Annotated in this window: 19 protein-coding genes and 1 pseudogene; 14 read left to right on the plus strand and 6 right to left on the minus strand. The window is 47.3% G+C overall.

The features are described 5' to 3' along the window. Positions 1-6: 6 nt before the first annotated feature. The 10 genes from tmk (at position 7) to H8S18_RS00400 (ending at position 8694) form a co-directional block, all read left to right on the plus strand. The gene (tmk, locus tag H8S18_RS00355; RefSeq protein WP_207721606.1) at positions 7-651 is read left to right on the plus strand and encodes a dTMP kinase; all 645 of its coding nucleotides are present in this window, start codon (positions 7-9) and stop codon (positions 649-651) included. Continuing rightward, positions 644-1582, plus strand: a complete 939-nt coding sequence (locus tag H8S18_RS00360) for a DNA polymerase III subunit (protein ID WP_186856341.1) — start codon at positions 644-646, stop codon at positions 1580-1582. Before tmk ends, H8S18_RS00360 begins: the two co-directional genes overlap by 8 nt. After that, positions 1579-2469, plus strand: a complete 891-nt coding sequence (locus H8S18_RS00365) for a PSP1 domain-containing protein (protein WP_186856342.1) — start codon at positions 1579-1581, stop codon at positions 2467-2469. The genes H8S18_RS00360 and H8S18_RS00365 overlap by 4 nt, the downstream gene beginning before the upstream one ends. Positions 2470-2534: 65 nt before the next feature. Beyond that, entirely contained in the window at positions 2535-2705 is a 171-nt protein-coding gene (locus H8S18_RS00370; RefSeq protein WP_066517968.1) for a DUF362 domain-containing protein, read from the plus strand. Between the two features lie 100 nt (positions 2706-2805). Continuing rightward, a complete protein-coding gene (locus H8S18_RS00375) occupies positions 2806-3534 on the plus strand; it encodes a tRNA1(Val) (adenine(37)-N6)-methyltransferase (RefSeq protein WP_186856343.1) in 729 nt (242 codons plus the stop codon). Next, the gene (gene rsmI, locus H8S18_RS00380; RefSeq protein ID WP_186856344.1) at positions 3531-4376 is read left to right on the plus strand and encodes a 16S rRNA (cytidine(1402)-2'-O)-methyltransferase; all 846 of its coding nucleotides are present in this window, start codon (positions 3531-3533) and stop codon (positions 4374-4376) included. The genes H8S18_RS00375 and rsmI overlap by 4 nt, the downstream gene beginning before the upstream one ends. A gap of 126 nt (positions 4377-4502) precedes the next feature. Beyond that, on the plus strand, positions 4503-5219 hold the full coding sequence (locus H8S18_RS00385; protein WP_186856345.1) for a 2-phosphosulfolactate phosphatase: 717 nt from the start codon (positions 4503-4505) through the stop codon (positions 5217-5219). Between the two features lie 129 nt (positions 5220-5348). Continuing rightward, positions 5349-7280, plus strand: coding sequence for a methionine--tRNA ligase (gene metG / locus H8S18_RS00390; RefSeq protein ID WP_186856346.1), 1932 nt, complete (start codon positions 5349-5351; stop codon positions 7278-7280). Then, complete coding sequence (locus H8S18_RS00395) at positions 7273-8046, plus strand: TatD family hydrolase (protein WP_330598627.1); 774 nt, start codon at positions 7273-7275, stop codon at positions 8044-8046. The genes metG and H8S18_RS00395 overlap by 8 nt, the downstream gene beginning before the upstream one ends. A gap of 63 nt (positions 8047-8109) precedes the next feature. Next, positions 8110-8694 carry a TatD family nuclease-associated radical SAM protein gene (locus H8S18_RS00400; RefSeq protein WP_186856347.1) on the plus strand — a complete coding sequence of 195 codons (585 nt, stop codon included), beginning with the start codon at positions 8110-8112 and terminating at the stop codon, positions 8692-8694. Between the two features lie 105 nt (positions 8695-8799). Here H8S18_RS00400 and H8S18_RS00405 read toward each other — a convergent pair. Continuing rightward, positions 8800-9087 (minus strand): annotated as a pseudogene (locus tag H8S18_RS00405) (DUF4368 domain-containing protein); the annotation flags it as partial. A 124-nt stretch (positions 9088-9211) separates the two neighbouring features. On the opposite strand from H8S18_RS00405, the gene H8S18_RS00410 reads away from it, so the two are divergent. From H8S18_RS00410 to H8S18_RS14905, 4 genes are read left to right on the plus strand one after another with little or no spacing between them, the layout of a single operon-like run. After that, positions 9212-9664, plus strand: a complete 453-nt coding sequence (locus H8S18_RS00410; protein WP_186856348.1) for a MarR family winged helix-turn-helix transcriptional regulator — start codon at positions 9212-9214, stop codon at positions 9662-9664. A gap of 3 nt (positions 9665-9667) precedes the next feature. Beyond that, positions 9668-10294 (plus strand): nitroreductase family protein, encoded by a 627-nt coding sequence (locus H8S18_RS00415; protein WP_186856349.1) that lies wholly within the window; start codon positions 9668-9670, stop codon positions 10292-10294. Then, a complete protein-coding gene (locus H8S18_RS00420; RefSeq protein WP_186856350.1) occupies positions 10291-11217 on the plus strand; it encodes a radical SAM mobile pair protein B in 927 nt (308 codons plus the stop codon). The genes H8S18_RS00415 and H8S18_RS00420 overlap by 4 nt, the downstream gene beginning before the upstream one ends. A 52-nt stretch (positions 11218-11269) precedes the next feature. Beyond that, complete coding sequence (locus H8S18_RS14905) at positions 11270-11950, plus strand: DNA-formamidopyrimidine glycosylase family protein (protein WP_186856351.1); 681 nt, start codon at positions 11270-11272, stop codon at positions 11948-11950. Positions 11951-12584: 634 nt separating this feature from the next. On the opposite strand, the gene H8S18_RS00430 is transcribed toward H8S18_RS14905, so the two are convergent. The 5 genes from H8S18_RS00430 to H8S18_RS00450 all read right to left on the minus strand — a co-directional run bounded on the left by H8S18_RS00430 (position 12585) and on the right by H8S18_RS00450 (position 15566). After that, positions 12585-13286 (minus strand): hypothetical protein, encoded by a 702-nt coding sequence (locus tag H8S18_RS00430; protein WP_186856352.1) that lies wholly within the window; start codon positions 13284-13286, stop codon positions 12585-12587. A gap of 20 nt (positions 13287-13306) precedes the next feature. Next, positions 13307-14146, minus strand: a complete 840-nt coding sequence (locus H8S18_RS00435) for an ATP-binding cassette domain-containing protein (protein ID WP_186856353.1) — start codon at positions 14144-14146, stop codon at positions 13307-13309. Next, on the minus strand, positions 14139-14510 hold the full coding sequence (locus H8S18_RS00440; protein WP_186856354.1) for a GntR family transcriptional regulator: 372 nt from the start codon (positions 14508-14510) through the stop codon (positions 14139-14141). Before H8S18_RS00440 ends, H8S18_RS00435 begins: the two co-directional genes overlap by 8 nt. 110 nt (positions 14511-14620) lie before the next feature. Continuing rightward, positions 14621-15034, minus strand: a complete 414-nt coding sequence (locus tag H8S18_RS00445; protein WP_186856355.1) for an EamA family transporter — start codon at positions 15032-15034, stop codon at positions 14621-14623. 76 nt (positions 15035-15110) lie between these two features. Beyond that, positions 15111-15566 (minus strand): GNAT family N-acetyltransferase, encoded by a 456-nt coding sequence (locus tag H8S18_RS00450; RefSeq protein ID WP_186856356.1) that lies wholly within the window; start codon positions 15564-15566, stop codon positions 15111-15113. Between the last annotated feature and the right edge of the window lie 80 nt (positions 15567-15646).

Raw genomic sequence — 15646 nt, forward strand, 5'->3', positions numbered from 1 at the left:
AAAGTTTTGAGTGGATTGTTTATAACATTTGAAGGTGTAGATGGCTGTGGAAAAAGCACCCAAATGCGTTTTTTATCGGAATACCTGATGGAGGAATGCGGTATTAATCCGGTGCTCACGCGTGAGCCGGGAGGCTGCAATATTTCTGAAAAAATCAGGGATCTTGTGCTTGATATTGAGAATAAGGAAATGGGAGACCGGACGGAAGCGCTCCTGTATGCTGCCGCGCGTGCGCAGCATGTAGAGGAAGTGATCGCTCCTGCCGTACGCGAAGGGCGGATTGTCCTGTGCGACCGCTTTATCGATTCGTCGCTTGCTTACCAAGGAGTAGGCCGCGGCCTTGGAATTGAACCGGTGATGGATATCAATCGCTTTGCTATGGGCAATATGATGCCGGACAAAACCTTTTTTCTTGATTTTCCGCCGCATCTTGCATTTGAGCGGATGAGTAAAAAGCGCATACATGACAGGCTCGAAACACAGGAGGAAGCATTTTATATTATGCTGTACAACGGATTTGTAGAGCTTTCAAAGCTATACCCGGACCGTATTGTTCGTATCGATGCTTCCGGCGATAAATACATAACGCAGGATATTGTACGTGCCAAAATGGAAGAAATTCTCAGGGAAAATGGATTTTGCAATGAATGAGATACTAGAAAACGCGCTTGCAACAGGAAATATTGCGGGTGCTTACCTCATAGCGGGTTCATCGCCTGAGGCAACGCAGGAGCAGATTGATGAATTTTTACTGCGTGTATTCTGCCAGGACAGAACGGGATGCAAAACGTGTCCGGGATGCTTAAAATATCTGCACAAAAATCATGCGGATCTGTTTGTGATCGAACCGGCGAAAAGTACGATCAGTATTGGCGATGTGCGCGAAATTCCTGCGGCAGTTGCCAAAAAGCCGTATGAAGGAGGCTATCAGGCTGTTGTGATCGCCCGTGCGGATGCAATGACGCCCCAGGCGCAAAATGCGCTTTTAAAGGTAATTGAGGAACCGCCGGGTCACACGGTGTTTATGCTGGGCGCGCAAAACATGAAAAATATATTGCCTACCATTCTTTCGCGGTGTATAATTTTAAAGACATCATTTTCCCGTGAAGAAACGGAAAAGCTGCTGCATGAAGAGAAAAATCTGCCTACGCTTCGCGCGCGTGTGCTTTCTGTTGCCGCAAAGGGAGATTACCATCTGGCGGTATCGTATCTTGAGAAAGGATTCTTTGACATCAGGGACGATATGATCCTCGCCTTAAATCGTCTGTTTACAGCAAGAAATATGGCGACAAGCGCAACATTAGAGCTTTTCCTGAAGCACGAAGGCGCGGTTGACCTGTGCATTGGGGCGGCACTCCAGTACATTGGGGACGTATTGCTTTATAAACATACGGGAGAGGTGTTGGTGAGCGAAGATAAACTCCCGGAAATTGCACGTCATGCAAAACTGCGGGATTATGTGCTGGTCAACACGCAGCAGGCATTATTTGATTGCATGGTAAAGCGTGCGCAGTGCGCAGGGCTTAATGTGAAACTTGCCCTCGAGAGTATGCTTTTTCATATATTGGAGGTTATTTTATGAGTTTTATTATCGGCGTACGGTTTGCCGAGGTTGGGAAGATATATTATTTCGATCCGGGCAAACTGGAAATAGAATTGAATGATAAAGTGATTGTCGAAACTGCCCGTGGGGTGGAATTTGGAGAGGTTGTTCTGGCACCGCGCGAGGTGGAAGAAAAGCAAATCACAAAACCGCTGAAAAAAGTTTTGCGTAAAGCGGATGAAAAAGACTTAAAAAAAATCGAAGCAAACAGGCAAAAGGAAAAAGAAGCCTTTAAAACCTGTAATGAGCGAATTAAAAAACATAAGATGGACATGAAGCTGATCGATGTGGAATATACGTTTGACGGCAACAAAGTGATCTTTTATTTCACGGCGGAAGGCAGGGTCGACTTCCGCGAACTTGTCAAGGATTTGGCATCTGTGTTTAAAACACGGATCGAACTCCGGCAAATTGGCGTGCGCGATGAAGCGAAAAAGATCGGCGGCCTCGGGCCGTGCGGACGGCCGTGCTGTTGCAGCGCGTTTCTCGGGGATTTCCAGCCGGTTTCGATCAAGATGGCAAAAGAACAGAGCCTATCGCTTTCGCCGACGAAAATCAGCGGCCTATGCGGCAGGCTGATGTGCTGCCTGAACTATGAGCAGGAGCATTACCATGATATGTGCCGCAGGCTGCCACGCGTCGGCCATGCGGTGAAAACTCCGGACGGCCTGGGCGAAGTGGCGGATACCAATACGCTCACTGGCAAAGTGAAGGTGAAAATGCCCCTTGAAGACGGAACCTTTGAATACGCCGTCTATGATTATTCCGAGATTCGGGCAAAGGATGCAGGGCCAAAGAAAGAAAAAAAGAAAGAGGGCAAAGAGGCTTCGGCGGATGAAGAAAGAAAATCGCCGGAAGGTAAATAAAACTATTGCTTTTTTATGGGTGGATAGGTAGAATAGAGTTGTATTAAGTATGGAGGTGAAAGGACATGGCATACAAAATTTCGGACGCTTGCATCTCTTGCGGAGCTTGCGCGGCAGATTGCCCGGTAAACGCGATTTCCGATGGGGGCGATCAGTATCAGATCAATGCCGATGAGTGCATCGACTGCGGAGCTTGTGCTGCTACGTGCCCTGTGGAAGCAATTTCCGAGGCGTAAGCGAAAGTAGAACAACACGAAATAAAAGAGACCTGCACTTTTGCGGGTCTCTTTTTTCTGCTTTCCTTGGGAGGACAGGAAGATATGGTATAATACAAATATGGAACGAATAGACGATCTTCAATTAAAAGGGCTTTCTATTCTGCAAGATACGGATTTATTTTGTTTTGGAACAGATGCAGTCCTGCTTGCGGATTTTGTACGCCTGAAAAAAAATGCGCGTGTCGCTGATCTCGGAACGGGGACAGGAATTCTTCCGCTGCTGCTTTACGGACGCAGGGAAGATATTTTTGTGCAGGCGCTCGAACTGCAGGAAAATCTTTGCTGCCTCGCGCGGCGCAGCATTGAGATGAATGGACTTTCCCAGCAGATCGAGATTATCCACGGAGACATTAAAGATGCCCGTAAATTGCTTTCCGGTGAATTTGACGCGGTGGTTTCCAATCCGCCATATGACAAGGAATGCGCAGGAGTGGGCAGCAGAGATAAATCGCACAGGCTCGCAAGGTTTGAAATTGCCGTCACATTTTCCGAACTCTGTGCTTCGGCGCGGGCATTGCTGCGCTCAGGCGGACGTTTTTTCTTGATTCACCGGGCAACGCGCAGCGCAGAACTGTTTACAGTGCTGCGTGAAAACAGGCTTGAGCCCAAGGAAGTCCGGTTTATTCACAGCTTTGTCCGCAAACCGGCAGCACAGGTGCTTATTTCCGCCGTAAAAGACGGAAATGAAGGGGTAACGGTACACCCGCCGCTTATTATATATCATGATGACAGAAGCGAAACGGAAGAAGTCCGAAAAATATACCACAGGGATGGGATTTTAGAATGAACTGCGGAAAATTGATGATTGTAGCGACACCGATCGGGAATCTTGGAGATATTACGCTGCGTGCGCTTGAAGCTTTGAAAGAAGCGGATATGATTGCGGCGGAGGATACAAGGAGAACCATAAAACTGCTGAATCATTACGAAATTCAAAATAAGCTGTTGAGCTTTCATGAATACAGCAAAGAAACGCGTTTTGGAGAAATTATAGACGCCTTGCAGGCGGGAAAAACGGTAGCGCTTGTTTCGGATGCCGGAACCCCTATGATTTCCGATCCGGGATATGAGCTGGTCCGGCGGTGTATTGCAAAAGGCATTGACGTAGAAAGCCTTCCGGGCGCGTGCGCTGCGGTGGCAGCGGTGACGCTTTCAGGGATGGATTGTTCCCGCTTCCTGTTCTGGGGGTTTTTGAGTCCCAAACAGGCTGCGCGGCGGCGGGAACTGGAAGAGATACGGGAAAAAGGCATTCCCTGTGTTATCTACGAAAGTCCGAACCGTATTCTGAAGACGCTGGCGGAGGTATGCGATGTATGCGGCGCGGATACGCCCGTGTGCGTATGCAGGGAGCTGACGAAGCTGCATGAAGAAAGCCTGCGTATGACCGCCGGCCAGGCAAAAGATGAATTCGAAAGAAGGGATGCTGTTAAAGGGGAATTTGTCTTGATAATCTCTCCGGAAAAAGGCTGCGCGGAGGATTTGACGGATGAGCGGATCGCACGGGAAGTAAATAAACGGCTCAAACAGGGAATGACAAAGAAATTCGCGGCAGCGGACGTAGCACGGGAATATAGTCTGCCCAAAAACAGGGTTTACGGGATTGCGCTTGTAAACGGGAACCGCAAATAAGCGGGCGCTTTGAAGGCAGGCTTCACGAGAATCGCATAAGAAAAGCATTTTCGTAAGACCTGTACTTGTATTTTGACAAAAAATATAGTAGAATAAAGCATCAGACAACGTAGGCAAGGGGTAATTATGAAAGTAGTGTGTTCGGCGGTTTTTCGGGACCTGCCAATCAATGAATTACAAGACAGGACGGCCGTGATGGTGGATGCGCTTCGTGCGTCCGCAACAATTATCACGGCAATTTCAAACGGATGTGACAGGGTTGTTCCCACGAGTGAAGCAAACGAAGCGGCTGCAATTAAGAAAATCTCGGAAGGCAACGTTCTTTTGTGTGGGGAGATTGCAGCGCAAAAGGTAGGCGGTTTCGACCTCGGGAATTCTCCGCTTGAGTATACGCAAAATGTTGTGCAGGATATGGTTGTCCTGTATTCCACATCCAACGGTTCCGTTGCAGTGAAAGAATTGGCGGCGGCAGACGATGTTTTGATCGGCACCTTTATCAATGCGCAGGCAGTTGCAAAAAAAGCGCTGTCTCTGGGGACGGATATTGTTTTGGTATGCGCAGGTACAAAGAGAAAGTTTTCTATGGACGATATCATTGCGATGGGCTGCATACTGGACCGAATGCTGAAGCTCGACGAAACGCTCGAGCTTGACGACATGGGAAGAGTCGCCCTGAAATTGTATCACGATGCAAACCACGATATCCTGGGAGCACTGGAGGGCAGCACACAGTTTGAGTATTTGAAGCAGCTTAAATTGTATGATGACCTGGAATACTGCACGCGCGAAGATATGTTTGACGTCGTTCCGGTCTACCAGGAAGGAGTTATCATCAAAGGATAACCTGGCTAGAGAGAAATTCAGGGCACAGTCTTTTAGGCTGTGCTCTTTGTTTTGACTGGGGCGCTATTGAAAAGAAATGCGGAAAATTATATAATAAAGCCTATGCGAGAAAGAAAAGGAGCCATGGAAATGAGCGAAAAATTTTATATCACCACACCGATTTATTATCCCAGCGACAAGCTGCACATTGGACATGCATATTGTACGACGGCGGCAGACAGCATTGCGCGTTTTAAGCGCCAGACTGGCTATGATGTCATGTTCCTCACGGGGACGGATGAACACGGCCAGAAAATTGAAAAGATTGCAACGGAAAAAGGAATGTCGCCTAAGGAATATGTGGATGGCGTGGTGGCACAAATCAAGGATCTGTGGAAATTGATGAATATCACCAACGACGATTTTATCCGTACGACCGATAAACGGCATGAGGAATGTGTACAAAAGATTTTTCAAAAGCTTTATGACCAGGGCGATATTTATAAAAGCGAATATGAAAGCTGGTATTGTACGCCATGCGAGGCCTTCTGGACAGACCGCCAGCTTGCAGATGGAAAGTGCCCGGATTGCGGGCGTGAAGTGCATAAGGTCAAGGAGGAAAGCTATTTTTTCCGTGCGTCCAGGTACGCGGATAAACTGATTCAATACATTGAGGATCATCCAGAATTTATCCAGCCGGAGTCGCGCAAAAATGAAATGCTCAACAATTTTCTGCTCCCTGGTCTGGAGGACCTGTGCGTATCCCGCTCTTCCTTTAAATGGGGAATCCCAGTGCCTTTTGATACGGAGCACGTAATGTATGTGTGGATCGACGCACTGTCAAACTATATTTCCGCACTGGGCTATCTTTCGGAGGATGACAGTAAATTTCAGAAATATTGGCCGGCGGACTTGCATCTGGTTGGTAAAGAAATCGTGCGCTTCCACACGATTACATGGCCGACAATCCTGATGGCGCTTGGCCTGCCCCTTCCGAAGCGGGTCTACGGGCACGGATGGCTTACTTTGCAGGGCGGAAAAATGAGCAAGAGCCGCGGCAACGTGGTAGATCCTGTGGTACTTGTAGGGCGCTATGGAGTAGATGCAATCCGTTATTTCCTGATGAGGGAAGCACCGCTTGGCAGTGATCTTATGTTCTCGAATGAACTGTTGCTTTCACGCATCAACGCCGACCTTGCCAACGATCTTGGCAACCTGCTTTCACGGACGGTAGCTATGATCGGAAAGTATTTCGGCGGGGAAGTGCAGCGGGCGGGCGAAGTAGCGCCCGAAGATCAGGAGTTGATTGATTTTGCCGAAAAATTGTCCGGACGCGTAGACGCCATGATGAGCGAGTGGAAGGTGTCCGAAGCATTGACGGAGATATGGCAGTATATCGGTATGCTGAATAAGTATATCGATATTACGATGCCGTGGGCACTGGCGAAGGATGAAGCGAAAAAGGAACGCCTTGGAAGCGTGATGTATCATCTGGCGGAAGGGCTGCGCATTGTAAGCGTGCTTATCGAAAGCGTTATGCCGGAAACTGCAGTCCGAATGAGAAAACAGCTCGGACTGGATGACAGGCAGGAACTTATCAGCTGGGCAAGCATTCGTGCATATGGGCAGCTTCCCGCAGGCATCCACGTTGAAAAGGGGGAAGCGATTTTTCCGCGTATCGATATTGAAAAGGAGCTTGCAGAGCTTGACAAGCTGATGGCTGCGGCACAAGCGGAGAAGGAACCGGAGAAAAAGGAAGAAATACAGCAGATTACAATCGATGAATTCAAGAAGGTACAGTTGAAGACTGCGCTTGTAACAGCGTGTGAAAATCTTGAAGGCTCGGATAAGCTTTTGAAGTTGACGGTGAAGTGCGGGGAAGAGACCCGGACCATTGTTTCGGGAATCCGCGAAAGCTTCACGGCAGAGGAGATGATCGGGAAAACGGTGGTGATTGTCGCAAATCTCAAACCTGCAAAACTGCGTGGTACACTTTCGGAAGGCATGATCCTTGCCGTTGGAGATAACCCCAATGTATCTCTGGTGACTGCGGATGCAAAGGATGGAATGACCGTTGGATAAGGGGATGCTTTTTGATACGCACGTTCACCTGCTGGATGAACGCTTTGACGGCGACAGGGAGGAGATCCTCTTAAGGCTTACTGAAAACCATGTCGGAAATGTCGTAGAGGCCTCGTCGGACCTTGAAAACAGCATTTATGCGGCAGCGCTTGCACGCGAACACCATATTGTGCATGCGGCAGTGGGAATCCATCCCCACAGCGCAAGCGAATGGGATGAGCGGACGGAAGAAACATTGCGTGGCCTGCTCCAGGAGCCCAAAGTAGTTGCGGTGGGCGAAATTGGCCTTGATTATCATTACGATTTTTCACCGCGCGAAAAGCAAAAAGAGGTATTCGAACGGCAGATAATGCTTGCGCTGGATGTCGATATGCCAATTGTGGTGCACAGTCGGGAGGCAACTGCGGATACAATGGAGATCCTGCGGCGTTATCCGAATGTACGCGGAGAGCTCCATTGTTTTTCAGGGAGCGCTGAAACGGCGGAGGAGCTTGTGAAAATGGGCTTCTATATTGCGTTTGGAGGCGCGGTCACGTTTAAAAATGCGCGGAAAACGGTCACGGCCGCGAAAGCCGTTCCGCTTGAACGCCTTTTGATCGAGACGGATTGTCCCTACATGACGCCCGTGCCGTTTCGCGGAAAACGGAACGAGCCCGCCTATGTAAGCTATGTGGCGGAAAAACTCGCGGAGGTCAGGGAAATACCGCTTGAAGAAATCGTTCGCATTACGGAAGAAAATGCAAAACGGTTTTTCGGGCTTGTATAAGGTTTATCGTAAAAAGAGGAAAAACAAATTGCACGTTCCGGCGTGCGGAAATGGAAAAATAGCTTGGATACGTATATTTACAAAATAGGGGACAAAAATTATATAAACCTGACAAACAGGTGTACCAACGACTGCGAGTTTTGTGTGCGCAGGACGGAAAAAGGCGTTGCAGGATACGAACTCTGGATGAAAAAAGAGCCTGCGGCACAGGAGATTATCGACCTGCTGGAAAAAGACAAGACGGATGTTGTTTTTTGCGGCTATGGAGAACCGACTATTAAAATTGACGAGTTAAAGGAAATCGCTGCCTATGTAAAAAGTTATGGCGGACACACACGTATCAATACGAATGGACATGCAAGTGTTTATCATGGTCGTGATATTGCAAAGGAGCTCGTGGGGCTGGTTGATGAAGTCTCCATCAGCCTCAATGAAGCGGACGCGAAGAAATACGAACGCGTAGTACACAGCCGTTACGGGGAAGATGGATTTCGTTATATGCTTGACTTTGCACGCGATTGCGTCAAATATGGAATCAGGACAACCCTCTCGGTAGTGGACGTAATCAGCCCGGAGGATATCGAAATCTGCCGCGGGATCGCAAAAGACGCAGGCGCACATTTCAGGGTGCGGCACTATATTGCATAAAAGAAAAATAAAAAAACGGGCATGCGCTTTAGGCGGCCATCCATAAGGAAGTAATGGTATCTTGCAGGACAGCATGGCAAATTGCTATGCTGTCCTGCTTTTTCTCTACCGTTCAATGGTTTGCTTGTCCTCGTCCTGCTTCAGTTCACCAACGAAGTTCCAGATAATCTGGATTTTCTGCCGCCGGTGGCCGCTGGACTTGTCCGGCGCATGAACGATAATCTTCTTCACAGACTCATTGATAATCGTGGGCGTGAGTTCGGTAATCCCCACATACTTGCGAATGACCGCCGCAAAACTGTCAAAATCCGCTTTGTCCTGTTCGTAGGTGCTTACCATTTCCCGGCCTGCCTTGACCTTTTCCGTCAGTTCTTTTTGCTCCGCTTCATACTCGCATACCGCCCAGCAGTTTATTCATTTATCACCGCTTGGATAATCTTGAAATCCATAGAAAAGTGCGCTATACTTATAAAGTCAATAAATTGACCGTAAAGGAATAGACCAAAGGCAGGGAGATATGACTAAGGAAGATAAGAAAAACGCATACCTATATTGCAAATTCAGAGATGAACAGTTTGCCCTGTATGATGAATACGCAAAACGTCATGGTATGCTGATGAAAACGCTGCTGGTAGTAAACGCACTCTTTTATGCGAAGGACGGAATGACGCAGACCGAAATTTGCAAGAGGACATTTCAATCTAAACAAACGGTAAATTTAATCATCAAAAATCTTTTGTCCGATGATTATGTTACTGTTACTGAAGTGGTGGAAAACAAGAGAAATAAAATTGTTCAAATGACAGACGCAGGGCGGGCATACTGCGAAAAAGTTGTGCGGCACATTACATGGGCGGAAGATACCGCCATGTCCATGTTTACAATGGAAGAACAAAAACTACTGATTGACCTTTCGAGGACATTCACAAAAAACCTTACCATGTTGGTAAATCAGGAAACGGAGGATTGAGGAATGGAACTTTACGAAGCGATTAACAAAAGGAAAACAACGCGGGAATTTTTAGATACAGAAGTCGATTTTGATACTATAAAAAGGATTTTGGAAGCAGGAAACAAAGCCCCTACATGGGATCACAACCGTAATTGGAAGTTTATCATTTTACGAACTGATGAAGAAAAGGAATATGCTTTTTCTGAAGCCAAAGCGATTGCGGATAAATTCAATGCCGACAAGTATCTGAATATGCCCAGACCTTACCCGATTACACTGGGGCAAAAAATGTATGGCTACGCTATGCCTAAACAATATACCATGCTGAAAGAAGCGCCGTATGTCATTATCCCTTTATTCAGAGCAAAAGAATTGAACGGCGAATATGTTTCAAAATTAAATCCCCTTGCTACAATTTGGTGTGTAATAGAAAATATCTTTTTGGCGGCAACAGCGGAGGGGCTGTCCTGCTCCATGCGTATACCGCTTAATAAAGAACACGACATTGTTAAGAAAAAGCTAAAAGTGCCGCCGACCTATATGATACCCGTATTTATTGGCATTGGCTACGCAAACCCGGAGGAACCGCAATTAGAACAACATCAACCCGATATAGATAAACAAATACATTTTGGAAAATGGAAATGATGATAAAAGAAATTGAAGTAAAAAGCATTATTACAAAATCAAATCTGCCTGTATGTGAATACTCCGTCAATCCTTATGTGGGCTGCACGCATGGGTGCCGCTATTGCTATGCGTCCTTTATGAAGCGTTTTACAGGTCATGCGGAGCCCTGGGGAACTTTTTTGGATGTAAAGCTATGGCCGGAAATTAAGAATCCGAAAAAATATGCCGGCAAGGAGCTTTTTATCGGCTCTGTGACAGACCCCTATCTCCCGCAGGAGGAACAATACAGGCGCACGCGCGCTTTGCTGGAACAGCTTCAAGGCAGCGGTGCAAAAATCAGTATCGCAACAAAAAGCGACCTAATTTTGCGAGATTTAGAGTTGATAAAGACTTTCCCGGACTCCCGCGTTTCGTGGTCTATCAACACATTAGACGAGGACTTCAAAAATGATATAGATAACGCCGTCAGCGTCAAACGGCGGCTTGCAGCAATGGAACTATTTCACAAAGCCGGAATCCGTACCACTTGCTTTGTTTCCCCTATATTCCCCGGTATTACCGATGTAAAAGCGATTGTTGACCGGGCAAAGAAACAGTGCAATTTGATTTGGCTGGAAAATCTAAATCTGCGTGGCGGCTACAAAGCGGTAATCATGGAATATATACGAGAAAAACACCCAAAACTGCTATCCCTTTATCGAGAGATTTACCAACAAGGCAACCGCAGCTATTGGGAATTACTGGACACCGAATTACAAGCCTACGCCGCAGAGATCGGTCTTGATTATGTGACGAATGACGACAGCATGAAGCGGCCATTTGACGCGCCGCCTGTTGTTGTCAACTATTTTTATCACGAGCAGATAAAAAAATCAGCGGGGAAAGGTGGTGGCAATCATGCCGGAACTGCCGGAAGTAGAATCCATAAGGCGAGTAATTGAGCCGTAGATACAAGGGCTTGCGACTGAGCAAATTACTGTCAATCGCCTGGAAGTGGTTGCGCACCTTATTGCCGATCTATTTTGCCGTCGCCTTGCGAGGCAGACTTTTGACAGCGTAGTACGCCGGGGAAAACTTCTTGTTATTATGCTCAAAAGCGGTGATAGAATTATTATTCACTTGCGAATGACCGGCTGCTTGTTGTTAGCACCGGCAGAATACCCGGAAGAAAAGCATAGACACATTGTTTTCAGTCTGAATAACGGCAAAGAACTTCGGTTTTCCGATACGCGCCGATTTGGGCGTTTTTGGTTGCTGGATAAAGATGAAACCAATACATACAGCGGAATTGAAAAATTAGGCAAAGAGCCGTTTGACTCTGATTTTACTGCGGAATATCTGTCCACTAAATTAGGAGGACGAAAGAAAGTAATAAAAGAGTGCCTTATGGAACAAAATACGATTGCCGGAATTGGGAATATTTATTCCGATGAGATTTTATTTGCCGCAAGGATTTATCCGGGACGACCGGCAAATAGCTTGACCGGGGAGAATGGAAATGTCTTGCCGCAATCATTCCAGAGTGTCTTACCTTTTTCATTCAGAAAAATAGCACGACCCCAGAAGAATATTTTGAAACAAAGGGAAAGGAGTACCGCAATACGCCATATTTACAGGTTTACGGGCGTGAGGGGGAACCTTGCCCTGCTTGTGGAACCCCTTTGCCACATATGAATACCACAGTTATCAAAGAGCCAGACGCACAGCCGATAACGCGCAGATCAAAAATGCGGTTATCGGCTCTATTATTTTGTTTGGAGGTATCTATGTTGATTGCCATTTCTCATAACCTACGGTCAAAAAAAGCCTTTGCACCTATACGGGATTTTGCGCTTATGAGTATGAAATCGTCCTTAATGGAAGCACTACCCAAGTTCCGCTTTGACAGATGATAAGTAGCAAAGCCAGAAAAAGCTGTCAAGGATAAACTTCGCGCTTTGCGTCCTTGACAGCTTTTCCCGCCTTTGCTGCTAGGTAGTTAAGAGGGCGCAACCGGATAGACTGCTTGCGCCCTCAAACATGGTCTTTATTTTCACTGTCAGCATGGATATTTAGACGAGCAAAAAGCCTTGATTTATGCGGCTTTCAAAGTGCAGAAGAGGGGCAGACAATATAATATCCCTCGGAAGTGTAAAAATGCCGTTCTATTATTCCACGCGGCATAGAAAAAGCGGGTAAGAAGCCTTTGATCGCTTATCCGCTTTTTGTTGCAATCTGTCTGCCAGTCGTTAAGTTAGTTTATTTTCAAACTTTCCTTATCGGTGGTTGCCTTTTGGGTATGCCCGTTTTTGTATGGAAAAATTGGCGTTCAGCCTGCGGCCTGCTGATGCCTGATTCCGGCACGGCGGGTGACGAGCCAACCGAAAACGAGGAAGAGAAGCGCGAACAGGAGCCAGAAAAGCGCCGCGTTCGTCAGGCTGTGCAGCATCCACTGAATAAACTGCGGGATAGGCTGAAAAGCAGGCCCGGCGGGTGTGGCTGCGTTCATGATAAAAACGATGCATAGAATCGCGGTTACGGGAATAATGATCGAGACGGCGATCTTTGCAGCCTTATTCATTCGGTAATATGCGCCCGCAAAGAAATAGCCGAGCGCCATCATGCCAAGGTTCAGCGTGAAGAAAAAAAGCATCTGTATGCCGGGCGCTTCCGATAAAAAGGGAGTATATGTTGACGGAGACAGCCCGGGAATCATGTCGATCAATACGCCGAGTACAGCAGTCAAAGCGCTGGCAAAAGCGGCAAAGAGCAGGAAGCTGAGAAAGTGCGTCCTGCGGGATACGCCGTTCCCAAAAGCGATATGAAGGTTTTCCGCAAAGGAGGCACAGCCGGCGACGAACAGAAAAAACACGCCGATAGAGGCTGCGCTCATATTGAAGGTGCCGCCATCCTGGACGAACGCAGCAACAATGGTAAGGATTGTTGTTAAGGCTGTAATAATGCAGAAAAAGATAATAAAAGCCACTCGGCTCGAAAGAAGCTGCCATAAAAACATTTGTTTGATTTTCATAAAAGGGTTCCTCTCTTTCTTCAGGAGTTCGTCAGATGGATAAAAAGCTGCTGCAGATCGAGCGGCGTGACAGTGAGGGAAGCGGGTACGCCGCTGTGTTCGCCAAGAATATGCGCCAGCATCAGCCCGCCAATCTCCTGTGAACCAAGAATATTTTTACCGGCGCACCACTCCTCCACGGCCTCTTTCCGTCCAGATACGGTAAAGCCCATGCTTTGGATCTCTTCGGACGGTCGGTCGAGCAAAATGCGGCCGTTTTTGATGATGACGACATGCTCGATCAGATTTGCGATCTCTTCGATCAGATGCGTGGAAAGGATGACTGTGCACGGCCGCTTGGAATAACGGGCCAGCAATTCCGCATAGAAAAGCTGGCGGTGATTTGCATCGAGGCCGAGAACCGGCTCGTCGAACAGCAAATATTCCGCTCCGGAGGCCAGTGTAAGAATAAGCTTGAAAATAGAGCGGTAGCCTGTGGAAAGCTGTCCGATTTTTTTTCTCACGTCGAGGCCGAATTTTTCAGCCAGAGCGGACGCATAGGCGCTGTCGAAGCCGGGGTAAAATATGGCGGTCCATTCAAAGATGCGCCGCAGCCGTACAGACGGCTCATATAGGGTATCCTCACCCATGCAGGCGATTTTGCCGAGGGCCTTATCGTTCTCTGTGAGAGGAAATCCGTCCATATACAGAAAGCCCTCTGTTGGAACAAGGCGGTTCGTCATCAGGTTCAGCAGGGTAGATTTTCCCGCTCCGTTGCGTCCGAGAAGACCATAGATACGGTTTTCGCCAAAGCTGACATTTAAGCCCTGCAGCGCTGTGACATTCCGGAATTTTTTTGTGACATTTCTTACTTCAATCATTTTCTGCTCCTTCTTTTATCATGCTGATGACCTCATCGGGACTGATACCAAGCTTTTCCGCCTCTGAGAGGAGGCTTGCGACATAGTTTTCGAAAAAAGACTGCTTCCGCCGCGCCTGTATTTTTTCCTTTGCGCCTGCGCATACAAACATGCCCACGCCTCGGCGTTTATATAGCACGCCATTGCCCGCAAGCAAGGTGACGCCCTTCAGCACGGTCGCCGGATTGATCTTATAGAGCGTGGAGAGTTCCGTCGTAGACGGCACCTGTGTATCCTCCGGGAAAATACCCGAAAGGACCGCGTCCTCGATTTGGTCTGCGATTTGAAGATAGATGGGAATTCCGCTTTCAAAATCGATCTTCATTACAAACTCCTTAATTGGTTAGTTACTTATGTAATTAACTATAATGGAGCGAACAGGAATTTGTCAAGAGGAAAATAAAAAAACCGCCGGAGCGGTCAGAGCTGTTATCATCAGAGGACCATCACAAGGGTGCCGAGCGTGATCAGTATTCCGCCGATCACCGTTTTTGCGGTCACGGCCTCTTTCAAAATGACAAAAGCAAGAACCATACTGATAACAACGCTGAACTTGTCAATAGGAACAACTTTTGAAGCATCGCCGAGCTGAAGCGCTTTAAAATAAAATAACCAGGAGAGGCCGGTTGCAATACCCGATAAAATCAGGAAAACCCATGATTTTGCAGTGATGCTTGGGATTTGGCACTGCGTTCCTGTCACAAAAACGATGCCCCAAGCCATGATGAGAACGACAACGGTACGAATTGCAGTTGCAAGGTTGGAGTTCATATCCTGGATGCCAATTTTTGCCAGGATTGCAGTTGCGGCAGCAAAAACCGCGGAAAGAAGTGCAAATACGATCCACATGTTTTTTCCTCCATGCAATGCATTCACAGGATCACCTCATCAAAAAAGCCGCACAGTGGCGGCTTACCGGAATTTATTATAATTCTTTTTGCAGCATCAGGATTTCTTCTCCGCCCAAAATTTCGCTCTGCATACTGTCGCTTGCGACAAAACCAAGCTGTTCGCGGTAGATTTTAAGCGCCCGGTAGTTGGACGGATCAACATTGACTTCCACAAGCCGTATACCAAAAGCGCGCATATCCGCAAAAGCAATGTTTAAGAGGGAGGTGCCGAGATTGGGATAAGCCTGCGGGTCAATAATGTTGATGCTGTGCAGGAATACTTTATCGGGATTGTCAAAATTACGCATAAAGTAGACCGCTCCCAGAATTTCATCATATTCCACAGCAACATAAACCCGTGCATGACGCAGCATTGCGATGAGGTCAAAGACATCGAGCGCTCCGCCGTCGTAAGAAGAATTTTCGATCTGGATAAGTTGTTCAACCAAATCAAAATCCCGTTCTTTTATATGAAAATATTCAATTGCCATTTTTACCCTCCGGTTGCGCAAAGATCGCACATTAAAATTCTCTGATACAAAAGAATTATACCTAAAAACCTCATATATTG

This window comes from Christensenella tenuis (assembly GCF_014287795.1).
GTDB classification, from domain to species: domain Bacteria; phylum Bacillota; class Clostridia; order Christensenellales; family Christensenellaceae; genus Christensenella; species Christensenella tenuis.